20 protein-coding genes, 1 pseudogene and 1 riboswitch are annotated in these 21,843 nt (G+C 68.2%); of the genes and pseudogenes, 10 read left to right on the top strand and 11 right to left on the bottom strand.

Annotated elements, in window-relative coordinates; genetic code table 11:
- Window positions 1-56 precede the first annotated feature (56 nt).
- Window positions 57-740 carry a response regulator transcription factor gene (locus tag ABIB25_RS08040; protein ID WP_354527988.1) on the top strand — a complete coding sequence of 228 codons (684 nt, stop codon included), beginning with the start codon at window positions 57-59 and terminating at the stop codon, window positions 738-740.
- Here the strand turns inward: ABIB25_RS08040 and ABIB25_RS08035 are convergent.
- Complete coding sequence (locus tag ABIB25_RS08035; RefSeq protein WP_354527900.1) at window positions 703-1,686, bottom strand: class I SAM-dependent methyltransferase; 984 nt, start codon at window positions 1,684-1,686, stop codon at window positions 703-705. The two genes, ABIB25_RS08040 and ABIB25_RS08035, sit on opposite strands and share 38 nt — an antisense overlap.
- 47 nt (window positions 1,687-1,733) lie before the next feature.
- On the opposite strand from ABIB25_RS08035, the gene ABIB25_RS08030 reads away from it, so the two are divergent.
- Window positions 1,734-2,303, top strand: a complete 570-nt coding sequence (locus tag ABIB25_RS08030; RefSeq protein ID WP_354527899.1) for a helix-turn-helix domain-containing protein — start codon at window positions 1,734-1,736, stop codon at window positions 2,301-2,303.
- A gap of 66 nt (window positions 2,304-2,369) precedes the next feature.
- On the opposite strand, the gene ABIB25_RS08025 is transcribed toward ABIB25_RS08030, so the two are convergent.
- The 3 genes and pseudogenes from ABIB25_RS08025 to ABIB25_RS08015 all read right to left on the bottom strand — a co-directional run.
- Window positions 2,370-4,181 carry an alkaline phosphatase family protein gene (locus ABIB25_RS08025; protein ID WP_354527898.1) on the bottom strand — a complete coding sequence of 604 codons (1,812 nt, stop codon included), beginning with the start codon at window positions 4,179-4,181 and terminating at the stop codon, window positions 2,370-2,372.
- 307 nt (window positions 4,182-4,488) lie between these two features.
- Window positions 4,489-6,018, bottom strand: coding sequence for a CYTH and CHAD domain-containing protein (locus ABIB25_RS08020; protein WP_354527897.1), 1,530 nt, complete (start codon window positions 6,016-6,018; stop codon window positions 4,489-4,491).
- Window positions 6,019-6,117: 99 nt separating this feature from the next.
- A pseudogene (locus ABIB25_RS08015) lies at window positions 6,118-6,627 on the bottom strand (SDR family NAD(P)-dependent oxidoreductase); the annotation flags it as partial.
- Between the two features lie 116 nt (window positions 6,628-6,743).
- Between ABIB25_RS08015 and ABIB25_RS08010 the strand changes: the two are divergent.
- Window positions 6,744-7,085, top strand: a complete 342-nt coding sequence (locus ABIB25_RS08010) for an MmyB family transcriptional regulator (protein ID WP_354527896.1) — start codon at window positions 6,744-6,746, stop codon at window positions 7,083-7,085.
- On the opposite strand, the gene ABIB25_RS08005 is transcribed toward ABIB25_RS08010, so the two are convergent.
- Window positions 7,033-9,180, bottom strand: coding sequence for an excalibur calcium-binding domain-containing protein (locus ABIB25_RS08005; protein WP_354527895.1), 2,148 nt, complete (start codon window positions 9,178-9,180; stop codon window positions 7,033-7,035). The genes ABIB25_RS08010 and ABIB25_RS08005 overlap by 53 nt on opposite strands.
- A gap of 465 nt (window positions 9,181-9,645) precedes the next feature.
- Window positions 9,646-9,812: riboswitch (cyclic di-AMP (ydaO/yuaA leader) on the top strand.
- A gap of 7 nt (window positions 9,813-9,819) precedes the next feature.
- Between ABIB25_RS08005 and ABIB25_RS08000 the strand changes: the two genes are divergently transcribed.
- The 3 genes from ABIB25_RS08000 (at window position 9,820) to ABIB25_RS07990 (ending at window position 12,437) form a co-directional block, all read left to right on the top strand.
- The gene (locus tag ABIB25_RS08000; RefSeq protein ID WP_354527894.1) at window positions 9,820-11,214 is read left to right on the top strand and encodes a C40 family peptidase; all 1,395 of its coding nucleotides are present in this window, start codon (window positions 9,820-9,822) and stop codon (window positions 11,212-11,214) included.
- Window positions 11,215-11,374: 160 nt separating this feature from the next.
- Window positions 11,375-11,917: a DUF1440 domain-containing protein gene (locus tag ABIB25_RS07995; protein WP_354527893.1), complete on the top strand. Its 543-nt coding sequence runs from the start codon at window positions 11,375-11,377 to the stop codon at window positions 11,915-11,917.
- A gap of 103 nt (window positions 11,918-12,020) precedes the next feature.
- Complete coding sequence (locus ABIB25_RS07990) at window positions 12,021-12,437, top strand: VOC family protein (protein ID WP_354527892.1); 417 nt, start codon at window positions 12,021-12,023, stop codon at window positions 12,435-12,437.
- A gap of 99 nt (window positions 12,438-12,536) precedes the next feature.
- Here the strand turns inward: ABIB25_RS07990 and ABIB25_RS07985 are convergent, their stop codons facing one another.
- The 4 genes from ABIB25_RS07985 to ABIB25_RS07970 form a co-directional block, all read right to left on the bottom strand.
- On the bottom strand, window positions 12,537-13,409 hold the full coding sequence (locus tag ABIB25_RS07985; protein WP_354527891.1) for a hypothetical protein: 873 nt from the start codon (window positions 13,407-13,409) through the stop codon (window positions 12,537-12,539).
- Between the two features lie 258 nt (window positions 13,410-13,667).
- The gene (locus tag ABIB25_RS07980) at window positions 13,668-14,831 is read right to left on the bottom strand and encodes a glycerate kinase (protein WP_502919764.1); all 1,164 of its coding nucleotides are present in this window, start codon (window positions 14,829-14,831) and stop codon (window positions 13,668-13,670) included.
- A gap of 16 nt (window positions 14,832-14,847) precedes the next feature.
- A complete protein-coding gene (locus ABIB25_RS07975; RefSeq protein ID WP_354527889.1) occupies window positions 14,848-15,288 on the bottom strand; it encodes a hypothetical protein in 441 nt (146 codons plus the stop codon).
- 175 nt (window positions 15,289-15,463) lie between these two features.
- Window positions 15,464-16,363, bottom strand: coding sequence for an alpha/beta fold hydrolase (locus ABIB25_RS07970; RefSeq protein ID WP_354527888.1), 900 nt, complete (start codon window positions 16,361-16,363; stop codon window positions 15,464-15,466).
- Between the two features lie 130 nt (window positions 16,364-16,493).
- Between ABIB25_RS07970 and ABIB25_RS07965 the strand changes: the two genes are divergently transcribed.
- The gene (locus ABIB25_RS07965; RefSeq protein WP_354527887.1) at window positions 16,494-16,964 is read left to right on the top strand and encodes a MarR family winged helix-turn-helix transcriptional regulator; all 471 of its coding nucleotides are present in this window, start codon (window positions 16,494-16,496) and stop codon (window positions 16,962-16,964) included.
- Window positions 16,961-17,131 (top strand): hypothetical protein, encoded by a 171-nt coding sequence (locus ABIB25_RS07960; RefSeq protein ID WP_354527886.1) that lies wholly within the window; start codon window positions 16,961-16,963, stop codon window positions 17,129-17,131. Before ABIB25_RS07965 ends, ABIB25_RS07960 begins: the two co-directional genes overlap by 4 nt.
- 15 nt (window positions 17,132-17,146) lie before the next feature.
- Here the strand turns inward: ABIB25_RS07960 and ABIB25_RS07955 are convergent, their stop codons facing one another.
- Window positions 17,147-17,452, bottom strand: a complete 306-nt coding sequence (locus tag ABIB25_RS07955; protein ID WP_354527885.1) for a hypothetical protein — start codon at window positions 17,450-17,452, stop codon at window positions 17,147-17,149.
- Between the two features lie 529 nt (window positions 17,453-17,981).
- Between ABIB25_RS07955 and ABIB25_RS07950 the strand changes: the two genes are divergently transcribed.
- Both ABIB25_RS07950 and ABIB25_RS07945 read left to right on the top strand, forming a co-directional pair.
- The gene (locus ABIB25_RS07950) at window positions 17,982-18,575 is read left to right on the top strand and encodes an RNA polymerase sigma factor (protein ID WP_354527884.1); all 594 of its coding nucleotides are present in this window, start codon (window positions 17,982-17,984) and stop codon (window positions 18,573-18,575) included.
- On the top strand, window positions 18,517-19,473 hold the full coding sequence (locus tag ABIB25_RS07945; protein WP_354527883.1) for an anti-sigma factor domain-containing protein: 957 nt from the start codon (window positions 18,517-18,519) through the stop codon (window positions 19,471-19,473). The genes ABIB25_RS07950 and ABIB25_RS07945 overlap by 59 nt, the downstream gene beginning before the upstream one ends.
- 104 nt (window positions 19,474-19,577) lie before the next feature.
- Here the strand turns inward: ABIB25_RS07945 and ABIB25_RS07940 are convergent, their stop codons facing one another.
- Window positions 19,578-21,623 carry a TPM domain-containing protein gene (locus ABIB25_RS07940; protein ID WP_354527882.1) on the bottom strand — a complete coding sequence of 682 codons (2,046 nt, stop codon included), beginning with the start codon at window positions 21,621-21,623 and terminating at the stop codon, window positions 19,578-19,580.
- Window positions 21,624-21,843 lie beyond the last annotated feature (220 nt).

Genomic DNA, 21,843 nt, shown 5'->3' with positions numbered 1-21,843 from the left:
CCCGCCCCGATACGTCTCTGCCTGGTCCACACCGATGCTGCGGCGGGCGGAACGTGCTGAACAGGGTATTGATCGTCGACGCCGAACTGTCGGTCACCGAGCCGCTCAGCTACCTGCTCGAGCAGGCCGGATTCCAGGTGGCCCTGGCTGATTCAGGCCAAGGAGCGGAGGCATCGATCACCGGCGCCGGGGCAGATCTGGTGCTGCTCGATCTCGAACTTCCTCGTGGCAATGGGTTCGACGTGTGTCGGCGGCTGCGGTCGCTCGGTGCCGTGCCGATCATCATCGTCACTGCTCGCGACAGTGAATCGGACAAGGTCTCAGCGCTGGAACTGGGAGCCGATGACTATGTCGTCAAGCCGTTCTCGAGCCGTGAACTCATCGCCAGGATCGGAGCGGTGCTGCGTCGGTACGACCTGCAGGACGAGGACAGGCCGGACTCGGTGCTGACGGTCGGGACGGTACGGATCGATGTGGACCGCCATCGGGTGAGCGTCGACGGCGTCGCTATCACCCTGCGGCTCAAGGAATTCACCGTGTTGGAGTTGTTGATGCGCAACCGCGGACATGTGGTGAGCAGGGGCCAGTTGATCGAACGGATCTGGGGTGATGACTTCGACGGTGATCCGAAGCGTGCGGACGCGATCATCAATCGGTTGCGGCGCAGGCTGGAGCCCGATCCTGGCGAACCTCGTCATCTGCTCACCGTGCGGGGGCTCGGCTACCGATTCGAGTCGTGATCCGTGCGTGTTCGGCCGATGTGGCTGGCGCTGGACTGGTCGCCGGGTGGTCACGGGTGGCCACCCAGACCGTCCGGGTCGCACGTGGGTGCAACTCGACGTCGGAGAACCGCTCCAGCAAGTCACCGACGGCGTCGCGGTCGTCCCGCGTCAGGGTCGTCAGGTGCGAGAACCGCTCGAACCACCCCTGGGCGTACTCCTTCGCAGAAGGGGTCACCGGCGCGACGGTCGTCACCTCGGATCTGGTGACGGCGAACCCCGCGGCCTCGATGATCGGCGTCCAGTCGGGATGATGGTTCCAGCCTTCGGTCGCCGCCGCTGCGTGGCAGCGCTGCTCCAGCGCACGGAGCGGATCGCCAGGACTCGGATTGCCAGGACTCGGGTCGGCGAAACTCGAGTCGCCCGGAATCGGATCACCGAGGAAGCTGGGCAGGTCGGCGAGCTCGACGACGACCAGGACCCCACCTGGCGCCAGCGCCCTGCGGACGCCCGACAGCAGTCGGGCCGGGTGGGCGACGTGGTGCAGCGAGGACGACGCCCACACCAGGTCGACCATTCCCGCGGCCACCGAATCCTCCGTGCCCGAGGATCGGGTGTCCATCGGAAAACCGTCATCGAGGTCAGCCTCGACAACAGCAAAACCCTGCCGGCGCAACAGTTCCAGCATGTGCAGGTCGTTGTCGACGCACGTCACCGCTGCGTCGGGGAACCGCCGGTGCAGCAGCCGACTCCCGACACCGGTGCCGGCGCCCAGGTCGAAGACCTCGCGTGCGTCAGCCACTCCGGTTCGGTCGAGAACGGCCGCGAGCTGGTCGCCGAACACCTCGGCGTCGAGGTCGAGGAAGCGCTGGTGTCCATCTGACCCCGGGTGGGATTGGCGGTCGCGATCCGGCGACTGCCGTGCCTGGTGGTCGTGATGGTGGCTGTGCGGGGGATGGTGTTCCATGCTTCTACGGTAGACACACTATGCGCGATAGGCATAGCATCTTGCGTATGAAGCAAGACATCGACGGGCTCATCCGGCAGCGCATCCGCGCCCTCCGACTGGCCCGTGGATGGTCGCTCGACGTCCTTGCCGGGGCCTGCTTCCTGAGTCCGTCCACGCTGAGCCGGATCGAAACCGGGGACCGGCGGATCGCTCTGGACCAACTGGTGCCGATCGCCCGCGCCCTGGAGACCACCCTGGACGAACTCGTCAGTTCCGAGGAGGACGAGGACGTCATCATCCGGCCTCAGCCCGCGCACCGTGCGAACGTGACCACCTGGCTGCTCTCGCGCGACCGGGCGGCCGCAGGAGTAGCCGTGGTCAAGACGCGCGTGAGTGCCGGAGGGGCGCTGGCGTCCGAGAGCCAGGTCCACCCGGGGTGGGAGTGGTTCACCGTGCTGACCGGCCGGGCCCGACTCGAGCTCGGCGACCGGGTGCTCGTCGTCGAGGCCGGCGAGGCCGCGGAGTTCTCCACCATGGTGCCGCACCGGATTGTCGCCGTCCCGGATTCCGGAGACCTGGAGATCCTGTCGATCTTCAACCGCGACGGGGAACGGGCGCACCTGCACCACTCATGACCGACCCAGAGCGGCAGGGCCCGCCGGCGACTGCCGACGGGCCCTGCCGGGAGTCCGACAACGGTGCTACAGGCCGGGGAGAACCCTGGTGTGTTCGATGCGAACCGCCTGCAGGGCTCGCGGATTCAGCCCCAGCAGCGCCAGGATGGTCGGCGCGATGGAGGTGGTCTGGACCGCTGTGCTGTTGACCGCGTGGTGGGTGACAGCAGACCCGGACACCACGAGTGCGACGTCGCGGTCGGCAGCGGAATTGCCGCCGTGTTCCGCGATCTTCTTGACCCCACCGGTGTAGACGACGCCGGGCTGGGCGATCCCGATCAGGTCAGGAGCGTGCGGGTCGCCGGCCTTGGCGCGGACGAGCGTGTCGGCGGCGGCGCCGGTGTAGACCCTCGTCAGGCCGGAGGCTCGGACCGTGGTCGAATACGTCCCCTTCGGGTCGGTGATGCGGTTCGCCGGCACGGTGTGATCCAGCAGGAAATTCCTGGCGAAGCTCAGGGCTGCAGCCGACCGTTCGGACAGCCACAGCAGCATGCCGTCGTCGTCGACCGAGAAGGTCACCAGCGCAGCAGCTCCGGGGTGGTGCGCCGCCCAGGCGGCGTTGAGTCCGTCGATGATCTTGCCGTCGTCGACCCGTCGGAGGGCTGATCCGTCGATCGGCGCCTGTCCGTGCTTGGCGGACAGGATGATCGTCGTGTTCCCAGCCATCCCCTGGTGTCGGATCGCCGCGCGAAAGATGCCGACCTGGGCGTCGACGAAGTCCAGTGCGCGCCGCAGCAGTGGACCAGGGGTTCCGTCCGTCCGGTATCCGCCGGCGAGACCGTCCGACAGGGGCAGTTTCTCGGCAGTGGACACGGTCTGGAAGTTCATGCCGAAGATCGCCGGGGTCCCCACCCGGTGCGTCCCGGAGTGATCGAAGCCGTTGATCTCGTTGACCACCGCGGCCACCTTCGTGCCGTCGTACACCTGGGTCAGCGCGTTGTCGGTGGTCCAGTCGTCGCCGACAGCGTCGGCCACGCTGTTGATCTCGGGGGTGAACAGGTCCTGGATCCCCGTACCGGACGGTCCGTCGAGGATTTCGTAGGCCGCGTGCTTGTCCGACCAGGCGGTCCGGAGGCCGTGGCTGCGGGCGACTTCGAACACGGTGTTGACCCGCAGGTACTGGGATGGGTAGACGGGCAGGCACGTTGCCGGGTCCACCGGCAGCGCGGCAGGGTCGAGCAGCGTCTGCGGGGTGGGGGTCATCTTCAGGATGGCTGCGGTGATGGCCGGCGCGGTGGCCACGGTCCGGGCGAGGGTGTTGGTCGGAAGGGCCTTCAGAGCAGCGGCGGTCAGCCCCTGGCCCGCATCAAGAGTGATGGGATTCTGCGAGCGGTCGGCAGCCTCGGTCCAGGAGACCTCGGTACCCGGATGGGCTGTGCTGCAGTCGATCGTCCCGGGAGCCAGCAACTGGTGATTGAACGTGTCGTCGTAGAAGACGCCGGTGGTGCCGGGTCCGCCACCGGTCAGCTGAGCGACCATGCCGGGGAACGAGTCCGACGGAAAGGTCGTCTTGGCATGCGTGTATTCGGTGCCCCCGGCGACCAGGGCGGCGAGGGCCGAGCGTGGATGGTTCCTGATGTACCAGACCAGGTCCGACTGGTGGAGCCCGTCGACCGACAACAACAGGACGTGTGTGGTCCGGGCGGGAGCTGCGTCCTGTCCCCGGCCCGCACGTCCATCGATTGCCGAGTTGTCGACTGTTCTGGCGATGCCGGTGACTGCCGCCTTCTCCACGGTGCCGGGGTGGGCAGCCGATGCCTGCCCGACCGCGAGGGACGTGAGGATCAGCCCGGTTGCCGCTACCGCGGCACCGAATCGATATCGGTTGCGAATGAACATGTGTGCCTTTCCGAGTCGACCCACGTCGAGCTCGGATCCAGGTCTATTACTAATATTCGAGTAGTACCACCACATCGCGGGTAACAGCAGATTAACGTCGGGTGAACCCAGCGTCACCCGGACCCGCGACGGCATGCCGGCCGCCGATCGACCGAGACCTGTTCGACTGCAGAGTGTTTACCCCCTCTTGACTCTTCCCGGCTTTTGCACAGCTGGCCATGTTCTGTTCACCGGATGTTCGGGGTCGGTGCGGCGTGTGACAGCTCCGCAGCCACCGTGAACAGCCACTCGAACTCCTCGAGCGGGCTCAGCGATCACGCCATTCTCGGAGCTGTTCGGCAATCCGAGTGGACCACAGCACGACAAATGCTGCGTCGGCTGCTGCTCCCCTTGACTGCTGCAGGGCATGGAGACGCCCGACGGTGAAGGGGTTGTCGCCGTCGGCGAACATCTCCACCCCGATGGCGCGCAGCGTGACGCGCAGCACCACGCTGTCCTGGTGCTCGCCGAGGACCTCCTGCAACTCCTCGGCTGCCGCGGCCAGGGCGCCGGCCGGCTTTCCCAAAGCGGGTCGGGCTGCTTCGGCCGCATACCGAACCCGTTTCGCGGCCTTTCGGATCTCATGGAGCCACACGTCCCGGTTCTCCCCGACTTCCGGTTCACCGAGTGACACCAGCGCATAGAGGATGTGGCAGGCGTGGCGGACCCGTTGCCTCAGCAGGGTACGAGCCTTGTGGGACGCTGCTGCGGTGAAGGGCGGCCCGGCAGCCAACAGGTCCAGCTTTCCGAGAAGCTCGAAGTAGCGGTCCGAGTCCAGGGCAGCCGACAGTTCGTCATGAGTGGTTCGGAACGCTGACTGCAACTCGACCCGTATTCGTCTCCCTACCGGGCCCAGTACGAGGTCATCGGGTTCGGCGACCACTGCGGTCAGCAGATGGTTCCGCTGCACCTCGGAGTCACGGGCCCGGCCGAGTGCTGCTGCCAGCCACTTCAGCTCTTCGCGAATCGGGTCGGTGACGTCCCGATCGAACAACGGGCGAAACGTGGACAGGGCACTGCGCAGCCGCCGAGTGGCCACCCTCATCTGGTGCACGCTGTCGGGTTGCGCATGACGCACGCTGCTGTCGTTCGCCAGAATCATGGCGATCTGGGTCGCCAGGTAGGTTGCGACGACGTCGCCGGCTGGACTCTTGTCGTGCAGTCGTGCCGATCCATTGACGGCGGAGCCGGGTTGGAGTCCGAGAGCGTGGTGGAGTTTGGACGGCCAGGCCGACGGCGCCGCACCGGAGCGGGCGAAGAGCTCGTCGGCGGCCGCCAACAACTTCCGGGTTCCCCCGACCAGTTCGATCTCCCACTCGCGCCAGGTGGTCAGGACCACTTCACCTTGCTGGGGAGTGGCCTGTGCCGTCACCACATCGTCACTGATCTCGGCCAGTACCTTCCCGCTCTCGCTGATCAGCCGATGGACGATCCGACTGGTCGACAACGTCGCCATTGGCCGCAGCTCCCGGCGCCGCGCCCACGCGCGCACCTTGTTCACCAGCGCCTCGGGTACTGTCCCGTCGTCCTCGCTCAGCGGTTCGGCAATCTCGGAACGGTCGTCCCCACCGTGGGGAAGTTTCAAGTGCCAACCGGCATCCGATCCTCCCGTCCACCGACGGATGGTGATGCCGGCACCGGCCAGGGCGAGGTCGTCGGTATCGCTGTACACGGCTTCCAGGTTCGACTGCAGAGCAAGCTCGACCCGGGCAACCTTCGGCAGATCGGTGAGCAGCGGCAAGCCCGTGGCCGGCTCGACTTCGTACTTTCGTTTGATCTCGAGATGCTCTGCGGTCATGGTGCTGGTCTACCAGAGTCGATGGAACGGTGGGAGTTGCGATGGTGGGACCGCCCGATGATCGGTGCGCCTCGGGAACGGCCGGGAAACCTCAGCCCAGCGTGTCGACGAGATACCACCGTCGATGTAGAGCGTGATGCCGGATCATCTCGGCCGCATCGCTGACGAGATAGACGACGCCGGCGGCGATGTCGTACGGCCGAACGACCTTTCCAGCCGGGGTGGTGGTCGTCATCTGGTCCAGGACCGCACGGGATTCGGCATTGCCGGGCGTCAGGGTGGCGCCGGGAGCGACAGTGTTCACGCGTACTCCGCGGGGGCCGTACTCGGCCGCCCAGCTGCGGGTCAGTTGCTCGTCGGCGGCCTTCGTGGCCGTGTACATCGCGCCGACGGGTTGCCCACCTGCGCCATCCAAGAACCGATGTCGACGATCGCGCCGCGACCGCACCCGGCCATCACCGGAGCAATCTCGCCGACCAGGACGTGGGGAGCTCGGATGTTGATGGCGAGCATGGCATCCAGATCGGCATCCGGCAGATCCTCGGTCAGGGTGACCGGATAGACCCCGGCATTGTTGACCAGGATGTCGATCCGTCCGCCGAGGGGCTGGACGAGGTCGAGCACGCCCACCTGCTCGACCTGGCGGCGCCGACGTCGCGTCGGCCTGCGCCGGTCCGCGAGGTGCCGCAGCGCCCGGACGGCCGCTGGCACCGGGTACGTCCTTCATGCGCTTCCTGTTCCTGGATCCGATGGCCCGCGCACGCATCGTCAACTGGTCCGTCTTCGCCCAGGCAGCAGTGGCTTCACTGCGGATGGAAGCCGGCCGACGGCCGAACGACCGGCACCTGCTGGATCTGATCGACGAATTGCGGCTGGCCGACCAGGATGTCGCACGGTGGTGGGACGACCGGGCCGTCCGCGACTACGCGTCCGTCGCCAAACGGATCCGGCACCCGGCTGCCGGTGATTTGTTCGTCCAGACCTTCGTCGGGGTCCAGAGGAACATCGTTCGGCTCAGGTGCCGGGCCGGGTGGCTCCGATGTAACCGCCGGAGAACTTGGCGCTGACGATCTGCACGTACGCACCGGAGTAGGGAGCCTCCACCATCTGCCCGTTACCCATGTACATGGTGACGTGATGGATGGTGCTGGGGTCGGAGGTGTCGTTCGCGTAGAAGAGTAGGTCGCCCGGCATCAGGTCCGACTGGGATACGTGCTGTCCCAACGTGTACTGGTAGACGGAGTAGCTGGGGATGTCGACACCGACCTGGGCCCACCCGTAGGACGTCAGACCGGAGCAGTCGAAACCGACGATGTTGCAGTCATTCTCGGCACCGTTCGGTCCGCAGATACCGGTGGTCGGTCCGCTCGAGTTGCCGCCGCCCCAGGAATACGGGGTGCCGACCCAGCGGATGGCGGCCTGGACGGCGCGCTGGCCCTTGTCCGCCGACCAGGCGCCCGGGCTCGACCCACCCGGGTTGTCACGGGACGCCGGCACCCCGCTGCCACCGGTGGAACCCGTCGATCCGGTGTTCCCGACGGGTTTGTTCAGAATCTCGCAGGCGATACCGTTCCTGTTGGTGTCCAGGCCTATTCGGTAGCCCGGCGAGCCCTTCCTGATCGGGATCACACCGGCCAGCTCGGCCTCGGCGCAGCTGGCGTAGTAGACGGTGACTGGCTTCACGACCGGGGCCGGCTTGGCCACCGGCTTCACCACGGGAGCCGGTGTGCTGCCGCCGTACAGAGCGGCGGAATCGGGCAGGACTTCGCAGGCGATGCCGTTGCCGTTGCGGTCAAGGCCGATCCGGTACCCGGGTGTCCCACGGCGGAGCGGGATCACGCCCGCCTTCTCGGCGTCGGCGCAGGACGCGTAGTACTTCTTCGCCTCGGCCTTCTGGCGGGCGAGCCGGTCCTGGGCCTCCTTGGCCGCTTTGAGCGACGCGGCCCGGTCGGCGGCGGCCCTGCGCGTCGCGGCCTGGTCGGCCGCCGCTTTCGCTGCCGCTGCTCGCTGTGCCGCGGCTCTGGTACCGGCGGCCCTGGCGTCAGCGGCACGCTGGTCGGCCGCCTTCTGCGCTGCGACCCGATCGGCGGCGGCGTTCTCGGCTGCGGCCCGGGCGGCGGCGCGTTGGGTGGCCGCCGTCCGGTCTGCGGCGGCTCTGGCTGCCGCCGCCTTGGCAGCCTGTGCCTTGGCGGCAGCGATCCGGTCCGCCTGGGCCTTCGCCTGGGCGGCGAGCTGGGCAGCATGATCCTCGGCGGCCTGTGCCGCGGCCGCCTGTGCGACGGCTGCGCGCTCGGCTGCCGCCTGTGCTGCGGCGGCGGCGGCGGCCTCTGCTCTGGCCTCGGCCTCCTTCCGGAGTCGCTCCTCCTCGGCCTTCTTGGCGGCCAGCCAGTCGTCGTACTGCTGGCGCTGGCCCTGCAGCTCGGCGACCTTCGCCAGAGCCTGACCGTACTGGGCGTTGCGTTGGTCGAGCTGGGCCTGCATCGACACCAGCTGCGTCTGGCCGGCGGTGAAGGCGGCGGAGGCGGATTGCTGGGCGTTCTCGGCGTCGACCTCGATCTGCTGGGCGCGCTCGCGTGCGGCCACTGCCTGGTCCTGCGCGGCGCGCGCGTCCGAGTCGAGGTTGACCTTCTCGTTGCGGCTGACCTGGAGATGCTCGATGACGGCGAGCTGCCGTCCGGAGATGTAGTGGAGCATCTGATCGCGGGAGAGCAGATCCTGCACGCTTGCCGAGTCCATCAGGGCCGTCACGGAGCCGAGGACGGACCCCTGCCGGAACGATGCGGCAGCGAAGGCAGCGGCCCTGGCCTTCGCATCGACGATCGCGGTACCGGCCTGATCGGCGATGCGGGCCGATTCGACTGCATCGGCCTCCGCGGCATCGGCATCGGCGCGGGCCACCTGGACATCGATCAATGCTTTCTTGACCATCTCGCCTTTGAGCTCGAGGTCGTTGCGCAACCGCGTCATGTCGCCCTCGGTGGTGGTGACAAGAGCGGCCAGCCGCCCGGCCTGGTCGGCGGTATTCGAGGCGGCGGACTGCGAGTCGGAGATGTCCTGGTCGGACGGATTGAGCGGGGGAGCAGGTACCGCCCCGGCCGGGCCGGCGCTGAGTACCAGCAGGGCTGCCACGAGCACCGCAGCGACGCCGCCGACCAGCGACACGCGCCTTCTACCTCTGGAATCCACTTGATCTCCCCTTCGCCGCGCCCGTGCCGTACTGGTAGTCGTCCGGGCTGGCAGAGGTATTCACCGTCAGCTGTCAAGACGACACGCCCAGTAGCACTATGTCACTTAGTACTAACTGGCACCAGTGGTAACTGCAAGCTCGTGAGTCCCACCCGTGACATCTGGCACCAATGGGCCCTCGGTTCACGGCGAAGAGGGTGTCAGGCGCACCGTCCCGCAAGGGTGCGACCGGATTGCTGAATCCGGTGATCAGAGCCATCGCAACGACTCTCGGTCGACGACTTGGACGATGCGGGTGCCTGCTTCTGCACACACCCGCCCCGTCCGGACCAGCGTTGCCGAAGCAGCCGGGGGAAGTCGTTGACCAGAACTAGACGCAACCGATGCGAAACCGTAATCTCTAGCTACGATCCTCCGTCGCAAGCGCCCGCCGGGCGCACCGGAGGACGACCGCCGAATCGATGCCTTCGCATCGAACCGGGGAACCAGGTTTGTCTTTGGGGTGAATCCCCGCCCGAGGTACTCGCATGCGAGTACCTCGGGCGGGGTAGGGCTACTTCCCGGTCCGAATCCGTCAGCTAACCCGGTAGGCGGCGAAGAGGAAGGGCGCCTGTCTTGGCGACGCCACATCTGCTCCCGCTTGCCCGGACGACCCGGGGTTTCACCGGGTTGATCGTCGGCATCGTCCTGATGCTGGTGCTGGGTGTGATGGGGGCGACGCCCTCGTGGGCAGCTCCGACGGGGGATCCTTCCACCTCCAAGGACGCCAAGCAGGCTTGGGAAGACAGCTCCCACCAGGCGGAGATCGCCGCCGAGAAGTTGAACGGTGCCCGGGTGGATCAGACGCGTGCCGCGGCTGTCGCAGCCGCGGCCACGGAAGCACTCGCCACGGCAAAGTTCGGTGTGGTCAAGGCCACCGAGCGGGTCACCGCCACCGACAAGGCCGTCGCCGGTTACCAGACCAGGCTCGACGCCTTCGCCTCGGCCAGCTTCCGCGGTGCGCGGCTCAGCCCGCTGGCCACCATGCTCACTTCTCAGTCGGCCAGTGACTTCCTGGATCAGGCCACCATGGTGGCGAGGGTCGCCGAGGATTCCCGGCACACCATGAACGACGCCTTGGCCGCCAAGACCGCCGCGGCCGCAGCCCGGGGGGATGCTCAGTCGGCGCAGGCCTCTGCCACGCAGGCCAAGACCGCTGCCGACGCTGCCGATGCCGCTGCCGTCAGTGCCACCGCATCGGCCGCCGCCCAGAAGACCGCCCTCGACGGAGCGGTGGTCAAGTACAAAGCCCTCTACGGCAAGCTGTCCGAGCAGGAGCGCCAGGCCGCCGCAGCTGCCGCGGCCAAGGCGAAGGCAGAGTCCGAGGCTGCCGCGCGCGAGGTCCAGCGTCAGGCCGAGCTGCAGGCGGCGGCGGAAGCCTCCGCGGCCGCCCAGCAACGTGCAGCGGTCGCCGCGGCACTGGTGCCCACCACATCAAGCACGTCCACCACATCTACCTCGTCTACCTCGGCCCCGGACCCGACCACCTCCACTGCGTCCGTGGCAGCGGCCCCCAGCGATTCCTCCAGCAGTTCGTCGTCCGCGGCCGGATCGTCGTCCTCGTCGGCATCCTCGACAGCGTCGACCTCCACTGCGCCGTCGACCGGCGGCGGTGACGATCTCGGGCGGATCGCGGCGCAGGCGGCCCTGACCAAGGTCGGCGGCGGATACTGCTACGCGTGCGACGGCCCCAGCTCCTTCGACTGTTCCGGCCTCACCACCTGGGCCTGGGCCCAGGCCGGGATCTCGATCCCACGGGTCAGCTACGAGCAGGCGAACTTCCCCGAGGTACCGCTCGACCAGCTCCAGCCCGGTGACCTGGTCACCTACTACTCGCCGGTCAGTCACGTAGCCATCTACGTCGGGAATGGCATGGTCGTCAGTGCGGTGGACGAGTCGTCCGGAATTCTGCTGCGGCCTGTCACGCGTGGCGGCCCCAACGCCACCGGCCACCGGGTACCGCGCGGCTGACCCTGGTCGACCGTCGGCATCCAGGGCGCTCGGGGTCGTCATCTGGCCAACGATGGTGCACTTTTGAGCCATCCGGTTTGGTGCGTCCCCTCATCGGCAACAGGTTCACCGTCTGGGCCGGTGGCGGCGCAGGTTGACCCCGTCAGCTGGAGGCAACATCGTGAACAGGAAACCCGCGCTGCTCGCGGTGGCAGCCACGGGTCTGCTCGCCGGCTATGCCGCCACCACGGCGAAGGGCACCGCGGAGTCGGTGCTGCAACCACGGGCCGAGAAGATCTGGCCGCCCACCGAGGACGACAAACTCGTGCCCGGCGCGGATCCCGCCGATCACCCGGACCGCATGCCGCCGACGGTGATCGTCGATCGCGTGGTCCGCAAGGTGACCGGGAAGAAGCCGGCCGACGACACCCGCGATCGAGCCGCTGCGGGCGTGCACTGGGGCCTGGGTCTGTCGTTCGCCGTGGGGTATGCGCTGCTCCGAGCACGTGCGCCGCGGGTCGGGCTCGCTCTGGGGGTGCCGGCCGGACTGGCCCTGTATGCCTCGACGCACGCGTCCACGGTGCCGGCGATGGGGGTCCAACCGCCGCCGTGGCGGATGCCACCAGCCGCGGTGGGCTGGGAGGCGGGTTCCCATGTCGTCTACGGCATCGTGATGGAGGCCAGCCTCCGGGCTCTCGGCGTGATGGCCTCGCACCTGCGGTAAAGGTCGCACCTGCGGTGGCAAATGGGCGTGCTGGACCGGTGAATGCTTCGGCAACAGTCACGGGGGCGTTTGGAAACAACCCGGGGGAGGGCACTGTCCGGACATGCCAATTCCCACGAATGCCTACGCCCACGTCCGCCTGACCGTCACCGACATCGAGAAGTCAAGGGCCTTCTACGACGACGTCTTCGGCCTCCCCGTCGCTTTCGAACTACCGGCCGACGCCGATGAGGAGACGAAGGCCCAGCTGTGGTTCCTGTTCGGCGGCGTCATCTACAAGTTGGGTGATTCGCTCCTGGGCCTCCGTCCGGTGGGAGCCGACGAATTCGTCGAGGACCGCACCGGGCTGGACCACGTCTCTTTTGCCGTGCCGTCCCACGAGGCACTGACCGATGCCGCCGCCATGCTCGACACCCGTGGCGTCCAGCACGGCGGCGTGAAGGACATCGGCGCTGGCTACATCCTCGAGTTCCGCGACCCCGACAACATCGCCCTCGAGCTCTTTGCCCCGAAGGCCTGACCGGCCGCACGGCCTGACCCGCCGCCAGCCAGGTCGTCGACGCGCGCTCGCGGCGTCATCGGGTCCGATGACGCCGCGAGTACTCGTTCGAGGGCCCGGCTAGCAGGTCACGGTGATGTAGAAGTAGTAGCTGTTGTTGACTTCGAGGTGGGTGGTCCCGCTGATGTACCACGTGTACACGTAGACCGACGTCCCGGCGAAGGCGTAGGCGGATCCGTAGACACCCTTGCCGGAGTAGGTGTTGACCATCGGCGTGCAGTAGGAGACGTCGTTGTCGAAGGTAACCCTGTAGACGCCTGGGTTGATGACGGTCGCGGAGACGATGCCGTCGCTACCGGAGTACACACTGCCATCGGACCCGATCATGCCCTGCATCTGCTGGGTGTAGTAACCCGTCACGTCCATGAAGACGTCGGTCGGCCCACCGAAGTTGTAGATCCGGAGCGCCAGCGCGGAGTTCTTCTGGATGCTGATGTTCCCACCCGAGGCGATGCTCTGGCCCTTGGTGTAGTTGAGATTCGACGCCAGCGGCTTGGAGAGGTTCTGCGGCCAGGCGACGAGGTAGCCGTTTCGCTCGCTGTTGGTCGACCCGATGGACGCGGCTATCGCCGTTGCGCCGATCGGGATTCCGCAACCGCCGCTGGTCCCGCCCTGTGGTGCGAAGCCGAAAGTCCCCCCGACGTAATAGGTGCGGGTGGTGCCGTTGGTGAATTTGCCGCCGCCGAGCCGTGTGTCGATGATCCGGCACGGTGTGATGGCGACGTACACGGTCTCCGCCCGCGCCGGTGGCCGCGGCGAATGCGGTTGGACGGGTGGGGTCTCGGCCGGAGCAGCGTGGGCCACACGGGTCCCGCTGTCCGGCGGAGTCGGTCCGCCGTTCGGCGTTCCGGATGCCGATGCCCCGGTCAGGCCGACGGTCAGTGCTGTGGCGACTACAGCGATCACCACCGTCAGACGTGTCCACTTCTTCATGCGAACCTCCATCGTGTTGCGTTCCGGCCGGAGTCGGGACGGGCGGCCTGGACCGGTGTCTGCACCGGCCAATTCGGGCAGGTCGTGCCCACAGGGAGGGAGGACGCCAAAGCCTTGATACATGGCGCGAACAATTCGTTCGTCTACGCCTTTCATCGTTACCGGGCGTAACTATCGCCGGCGACCAGGGTGATGTTCACCCGTCGCGAGGACGCTGTTCACCGACGCCGGTGACCGAAGACCAGGGTGATCTGCCCCCTACACGTTGCGGGCGATCTCGGCGCCGATGCGTTCCAGGAGCGGCCCAGGGTGGGCCATCGATTCGTTCACATCCGGTTCGAGATCGGCGAGTGCATAGGCTGCTGTGAACCCGGCCCTGGTCAGCTGCCGTTGGCTCAGGGCCACCCGTCCGGCGACGGCGATCACCGGGACGCCGGCCGCCTCTGCGGCAGCGGCGACGCCGGCCGGGCCCTTGCCCTGCAGGGTTTGGGTATCCAGACTTCCCTCACCGGTGACGACCAGATCGGCCAGGCGCAGGTGTGCGGCGAAATCGACCATTTCCAGTACCAGGTCGATACCGGGCCGCGGAGTCGCGCCGAGCACGGCCATGGCAGCGAATCCGACGCCGCCGGCGGCACCGGCACCGGCGGTGCCGGCGAAATCTCCCGGCACGGTGTGCGCCACCACCTCGGCCCACCTGGCCAGGGCCTGGTCGAGCGCCGCAACCTGGTGCGGCTCCGACCCCTTCTGCGGACCGTAGACGGCAGCGGCGCCGGACGGCCCCAGCAGGGGGTTGTCGACGTCGCTGGCCAATACGATGCGGATTCCGGCGATGGACGGGTCGAGACCGGTCAGGTCGAGGGAGCGCGCGGACGCCAACCCGCGACCGCCGTCGTCGATCGGACGGCCGTCGCAGTCCAGGATCTGCGCTCCCAGAGCGACCAACATCCCAGCGCCCCCGTCGGTGCCGGCACTGCCGCCGACACCCATCACCACGCTTCTGGCGCCGGCGCGGAGGGCCGCCCGCAGCACCTCGCCGAGTCCTCTCGTCCCGGCTGTCATCGGAGCCGGGATCCCGCCGGGCAGGCGCGTCAGCCCACAGGCGTCGGCGAGTTCCACGACCGCCTGATCACCCCGCAGCGCGAAGGACGTCGCTACCGGCGCTCCCGTCGGACCGGCGACGATCACCTCCACCCTGCGGTAGCCGACCGCCACCGCGGCCGACACGGTGCCGTCGCCTCCGTCGGCGATGGGCAGAGCGGTCACCCTGAGATCCGGACGCACGCCCAGCAGGCCGGAGCGGAGCGAGGCAGCGACTCCGGCCGCGGAGATGCTGCCCTTGAACTTGTCAGGGGCCAAGAGGATTCGCGGCGAGGTCGTCACGCCCGGAAACCGGCGGCAGTCGGGAATTCTTCCCGACATCGGCAGGGGCAGCGGGTCATTCCTCGGTGCTGGTGACCTTCGATTCGGACAGCGCGGCGTCGATGACCAGACCGATCCCGATCCCCGCCATCCAGACATCCTTGGCGATGGCAGTTCCGCCCTGGGTCGGGCGCAGCTTTCCGTCGTGCAGACCGGGGGTGCGCACGTAGAGCCCGAGCATGCTGCCGGCAAATCCGGTCAGCGCCAGCCCGGCGAGCCCGGCCGGGGCGAGCGGCAGGAGAAGGATCGAGCCGACGGCGATCTCGCCGACGGCCAGCGCCTTCAGGAAGACGGTGGGGGAGAGCTTCGACAGGAAGGGGTATGCGCCGACAGCCATGCCGTGGATGCCGGCTGCGGTGGCCGCGTCGCCGTGCAGCTTCCCGAGCCCCGAGTTGAGGACGAACGCGCCCGCGGCGATGCGTCCCGGTGCTCGGCGGAGCTTGGCGGTCAATGACATGAGATCTCCTTCGCGGCGGCTGGACGTGCGGTCCCAGCTTGGCACATGGGTCCGCCGGCGGGGCGGGTGGTTTGCAGAGCTGCCGCCGTCTGCCGGGACCGCTCTCGGAGGCTCAGTACCCCACCGGGCTGCGCGCGACACACCGTTTCGCAGCCGCGGTAGGGGATCCGAGCGCTCAACCACCCTCGCCGGCGGCGACGGTGATGCCGATCTCATCGACGAACTGGGGCCAGAGCGGCGACGGCAGGTCGTGACCCATGCCGGCGATGGTGACGAGCCGTGAGCCGGGGATGGAGGCCGCGGTCGCCAGGCCGCCGGTGAGGTTCACCAGCGGATCGTTGGTGCCGTGGATGACCAATGTCGGAACCGAAACCCGTTTCAGTGCAGTAGTTCTGTCGGGAGCGGCCAGAATGGCGGAGAATTGACGCGTGCCGCCCGCCGGGTCGTACCGGCGGTCGTAGGCGACCCCGGCGATTGCCCTGATGCGGTCCTCCTCCGCCGGGAAGCCAATCGACCGGATCCTGCGGTACATCGCCATGCTGTTGTTGACGGCCTCCTCGCGGTCGGCGGCCGGCCGGGCCACCAGCATGGAGGCGAGGACATCGGGTCGAGGTTTCCCGACCAGCAACGATCCGGTGGTGGACGACATGGACACGAGGCTGCGCACCAGATCCGGCCGGAGCAGGACGACGTTCTGAGCGATCATCCCGCCCATCGACACCCCGACCAGGTGGCAACTCTCCCAGCCGAGGGCCTCGATCAGACCGACCGCGTCCCTGGCCATGTCGACCAAGCGGTAGGCGGGTTTCGCCAGACCGAACAGGCTCCGAAAAGGTTGAGCCGGCGCGGTGTCGAAATGGGTGGACAAGCCGACGTCCCGGTTGTCGTACCGGACCACGTGATGGCCCTGTTGCGCCAGTCCGATGCAGAAATCGTCCGGCCAGGCGAGCATCTGCGTGCCCAGCCCCATCACCAGCAGCACTGGAATGTCAGCGGGTTCGCCGAATGACTGGTACGCGATCTGAATGCCGTTGACCGTCAGGGTATCGACCGAAGGCCAAGAAGTGATGCTCATGTCTGCCAGGGTAGACATTTCGCACTGACAGGGGTTCGGGTTCCGGGGCCACGGCGTGCAGGGTGGGTTGGTCCCTGACGTGCGGCTCTGCGGAAATGCTTGGTGTCCCAATCATTGGTACACTCTGAGTATGGATGAACCAGCCACTGCCACCCAGGACGACCCGCTCGCCCTCGAGCGCCAGGTCTGCTTCGCCCTGGTGGTGGCCGCCCGCAGTGTGGTGGCGCTCTATCGTCCGCTGCTGGAGCCCATGGGACTGACCCATCCGCAGTACCTGGTGATGCTCTCGCTCTGGCAGCAGGCGCCGCTGTCGGTGAAGGGCCTGAGCCAACTCCTGCAACTGGACCCCGGCACGCTGTCCCCGCTGCTGAAACGGATGGAAGCGCAGGGACTGCTGATCCGGGCGCGTGACGGCGACGACGAGCGACTCCTGTCCGTTTCGCCGAGCGCAGCCGGCCGGGCGCTGCGCACTCGCGCCGAGCTGATTCCGGGCGCGGTGGTCGACCGACTGGGCATGGATCTCGAACAGCTGCAACAACTTCACTCCACACTGACCCAGTTCATCATCGCCGCGAACGCGGTGGAGGAGGACCTCCCGTGAATGTCGGCACCCTACTGCTGTTCGTCGGCGGGGCCATTCTGCTGGCGTTCTTCTGCAGCCTCGGGCTGATCGCCCGCATTCGCGAACACCGCATCGAAGAACGGAAAGAATTGGCGCGCAGGTCCGCGGCCGACCAGGTGATCGACCGGGTGGACGACCCCGAGTAAGCGGTACTCCGTTCGTCAGGACCCGCCCGAGGCCGCGCTGGTCGCACTGGACGTGGTGGTGGTCGGCGCGGCGGTAGTGGTGAGGGTGGCATTGCTGGTGCCTGCCGTGCTCGCTGTCGCCGCCGTGGTGGTGGCCGCCGTCGTCGTTGCCGTGATCGTCGTCGTCGTGGTGGCGGGCGTGGTGGTGGCCGCCGCGGGCGTGGAGAGAGCGATCGTGGTCGCGACCGAGGCGGCTCCGGCCAGCCCCACCAGGCCAGCGGTCAGCAGGCGGACCCTTCTTCGAAGTCGCGGACCGGTGGCGGTCCCGGGAGGCTGCGTCATGTCGATGGTCCTTTGCTCTTCTGCGTTCTCGGTCTGTTCGGCCTGACGGCCGCCCACTTGTCGTTCGCGCCGACGACTTCACCATCGGCGATCGGGCTATGCGGTAGCTGTGCGCCTGCTGAGACTCGGGTCCGGGTTCTTCGCTCCGGTTGCGATCGGTCCCGCCGAAGTGATGCCGGCCGAAGCCACGTCCACCATCGACCCACCAGGTGCCGGCGCTGCGGGCAACCGATTCGGGCGTCGCCGTGCGGCTCGCCCACGCGCAGAGTTCACCCGCCTGGACCGTTTTGCCCCCGAACGCAGGGGCATTGACAAGCGTGCCCACCGCCCGATCGCTCTCGACAGCCGCCGGTTGTCAGCTGAACCACCGGGTGTTCGTCAGGGAGGCATTCGAGGACGGTGCCGTCGGGGGACCGGTCCTCGCGTGCCGGCGCGGCACTGATCTCCTATCGCGGTGGCTTCCGGGCTCAGACGCACTCGGACTCTGGCGACATCGTCGTGACGACGGCCCCCGCATGATGGAGGCATCGTGACGGAGACCCGGCCGGAGGTTTCGGAGGTCGGGGTGCCGGACTCCACCGAACAACGTCTGGCCCAGGCCTTCTCGACCAGCGACGCCTGGACGCTGCGCGAGGTCTACGACCGGTACGGGACTCAGGTCTACCGGGTGGCGATCGCGTGCGTGAGCAACGCCGGGGATGCCGAGGAGATCACCCAGACCGTGTTCGTGGACGCCTGGCGAGCGCGGGAGACCTTCGACCCGTCGAAGGGTTCACTCGGTGGCTGGCTGATGGCGATCACCAAGCGCCGCTGCATCGATCGCCTCCGCTCGCGGGACCGCGCCCGTCGCGACGTCGCCGCAGTGGTCGCCAGGGGGGACCACGACCACGAGACACCGGGGCCGGATCAGGTGGTCGAACGGATCGTGGTGGCCGACCAGCTGGCCCGGCTTCCGCAGACCCAGCGGGCCGTGCTGCAGCTTGCCTTCTACGACGACCTGACGCACACCCAGATCGCCTCCCTGACAGGCTTGCCCCTGGGCACGGTCAAGAGCCATCTCCGTCGTGGCCTCGAACAACTTCGTCGCCGATGGGAGGTGGACGGTGGAGCATCTGGATCCTGATCAACTGGTCCTGCTCGCGCTCGGCGAGTGGAATCCCCGGAGTGCGGGGTCCGGTCGTCCGGCGCTCGGCGATGACGTCGCTCCGGACGCGCATCTCCTCGCGTGCGTCAGATGCCGGGACGAGCTTGCGCAGTTGGAGTACACCGTGCACCTGGCCCGCGAGGCGGGGGAGCTCGGTCTGCAGGCCGATGTGGTACTGCCGCAGTCCATCTGGTCCGGCATCGCCCAGGAGCTGGGCATCGGATCCTCACTGGCCGGCGAGGCCGGCGCACGCAACCCCGTCGTCGACGGCAGCACTGTCGTCGGGGCTCAGGCGATCGCTCCGGGACGTCAGTCGACGAACCGGCGGGTGTATTTCGACGAGACCGGACCGAGGAACGCCGCACGGGAGTCCACTCCGCGGTCCTACCAGGACGGGTCCGGGAGACCGGGAGCCCGGGGGAAATGGCGAACCCGCCGCGTGGCGATACGGCGCGGGCTGGTGACGGCCGCAGTGGTGGTGGCCGTCGGGATCGGGATCGGGACCGGGCTGGCCATCAACGGCCGCGACACCCCGGCGGCCGCTGTGCAGTCGCAGGCCCAGCTCGCGCCGATCGATTCCGGGTCGGCGACGTCACATGGGACGGCGGTCGTCACCCAGGGCACCAGTGGGTTGTCGCTGCACGTCACGGCTCGTCAGCTGCCACTTCGGCAGGGCTACTACGAGGTGTGGCTCTACAACCCGACCGCCGATCAGATGGTGGCGGTCGGCACGCTCGGCGCGGGCGGTGACGGCGTCTGGTCGCTGTCCTCCGCGATCGACCTGCAGGCCTACAGCGTGGTGAACGTCTCGGCCCAGGACTTCGACGGCAACCCCGCCCACAAGTCCAGCGTGCTGCAGGGCCCGCTCACCCAGTAGCCGTACGGGCAGGGCGACGGGGGCTGAACGTGGCACCTGGCGGGCGTCGGGAGACCGCCAGGTGCCACCCCCGTGTAACACGCCTCCCTCTGGAAGGCCTACTTCTAGAAGCGGCCACCGATTCCGCCGCCCCCGCCACCTCCGCCGCCGCCGCCAAATCCTCCGCCCCCGCCGAAGCCCCCGCCGCCGCCGAAACCGCCGAACCCACCACCGTGCGAGCCGCCGCCGCTCAGCAGCCCGCCGAGGATGCCGCCCAGCACCGCCCCGGTGAAGTTCCCGCCGCCACCGCCGCCACGCCCACCGAACCCGCTGCCGCCGGGACCATTCCAGCGGCCGATATCGTTCTGCGCCAGGCGCGATGCCTCGTCGGCCAATGATTCGGCCTGACGGGATTCGGCCAGCGCAGTTGCGTCATCGCTGCCGGCCAGACTCTGCGCGCTCGAGAGGTGCCGCTGCGCCTCGGCCAATCGGGTCCGCGCCTCGCTGCCGACGGCACCCCGTCGGGTGGCGATGAAGTCCTCGGCACCACTGATCTTCGCGTTCGCCGAATCGAGCGACTGACGCAGTGCGGCAGCAGAGCGCTGCTGCGTCTCCTGGGCCGAGCGGGTCGCCTCCAGGATGTCGTCCAGGGTGGCATCGGCCTCCCGAATCCGTTGCGTCGCAAGGATCGGGTCGCGCAGCCCATTGGGTCCGGCCACCGCCGCGAGGGCCGTCTCGACCTGACCGAGACGCTGCGAGATCGAGGAGCCGGCGCCCCCCGTGCCGCCCTCGCCGAAGGCTGCTTTCGCGGTGGCCAGCTCCGTCTGCACGGGAGCCAGCCGCGCCGGCAGCTGTGCTGAGGCGTCGTCCAGGTCCTTGGCCAGCATGTCGATCGCGTCGAGGAGCGTTCGGGCCTGGGTCACCGCCTCCTGCGCGCTGCGCGCCGCGATGACGGCGGGTGTGGTGTCGGCGGCGGTCGACTCCTGCGTGGCGGTGGCCGACTCCGACCGGGCGAAGTCAAGGCGATTGGTCGCCTCCGACGCGTTGGTGATGACGGTGGTGAGCGCGCTGGGCGCGTAGGTCGAGCTCAGCCGCGCCAGGGTTCCGGTGGCGTCGGCCGCGCGGGTGTCCTGGGCCTGGATGTCGCCGCTGAGTCGAGTCAGGGCGGCCGGCAGTCCGCTCTTGAGGTCGAGCATCGCGTCGAACCGATCGCTCTGGGCGTCGAGGGCGTTGTCGGCCTCGGTGCAGCGCTTGATGATCTCTTCCATCCACGCACGACGGGTGGCCTCGTCCTCGGGGATGTCGTCATCGATCTGCTGGCGGAGCTGGAAAGCCGCGGCCAGCGAGGTGCGGGCGCTCTCGAACGCCTGCCGGAACTCGGCCGTCGCAGCCACCCCGAACGTGCCCTCGGCCAGGTTCAGCTGCTGTTCGCTGCTTCGGACTGCGTTGTCCGTGGCGATCAGCAGCTGCACGCTGCGGTCGGACACCGACTGGAGCGGCTCGAGCGGTTCGGCCGGTGGGCCGGCCTTGTCCCCCGAATCGCCACCCTTGCCGCCGGTACCGGCCGGACCGTCGGCGGTCTTGGCCTTTCGGGCTCTACGGAACCACAGGTACCCGCCGACCAGCAGCACAACAAGGACGACCCAGAGGATCCAGGACTTGCTGCCGGAGCCCGAGGATCCGCCGACGGTGTTCCGTATGCCGTCTGCCGCGGCGACGGCGGCCCCGGACCAGTTGCTGGACTTCAAATCCGGGATGACGCTGTTCTGCGCAATGGTGGTCAGCTGGGCGTCGGTAGGGACCGTGCCTGCGCCGCGAAAGAAGCCGTACGCGCTGTCCTGTGTGGCGACGGCGAGCAAGACCGTGTCTGCGCCGAATCCGGAAGCCGTTGATGTTGCCTTGGCCCAGGCTTGCCCGTCCTGACCGGAGAAGGTGTCGACGTAGACCACCCACAGCTGAATCTTGTCCTCGCTGTAGAGCTTGTCGATCGCGCTCTGCACCAGGCTCGTGTTGTCGCCCAGGCTGGAATTCCGGTCGGTGATCTGGCTCGGCAGCCGGAAGGGATCGTCCGCCGAGGACGCGCCCGATCCGATCAGGAGGCCGAACAGGGCGAGCAGGACCACCAGACCGGTGCGGACTCCTGACCGGAATGACCATGATGGCAACGACATACGAGGAATCCTTCGTCAGGCTGCAGGCGGACCGTGTGGGTGCAGCCTATCGGCGCACCCGCGCTGCCGTGGGTCTGCTGACGACCGGACGCACAGTGACCGCTCCGGTGGGTTCCCGCCGCCGGTCGTGTCCGCCGGCCGCGCGTCGCCTCGACCGAACGGGTGGCCAAAAAATGCGACACGCAGGAGTATCGGCGCCGCTCTGGCTGTTCCTGATGGT

This window comes from Nakamurella sp. UYEF19 (genome assembly GCF_040546275.1).
Lineage (GTDB): Bacteria > Actinomycetota > Actinomycetes > Mycobacteriales > Nakamurellaceae > Nakamurella.
Note: the sequence above shows the minus strand (reverse complement) of the source record. Positions and strands in the feature narration are given on the sequence as shown.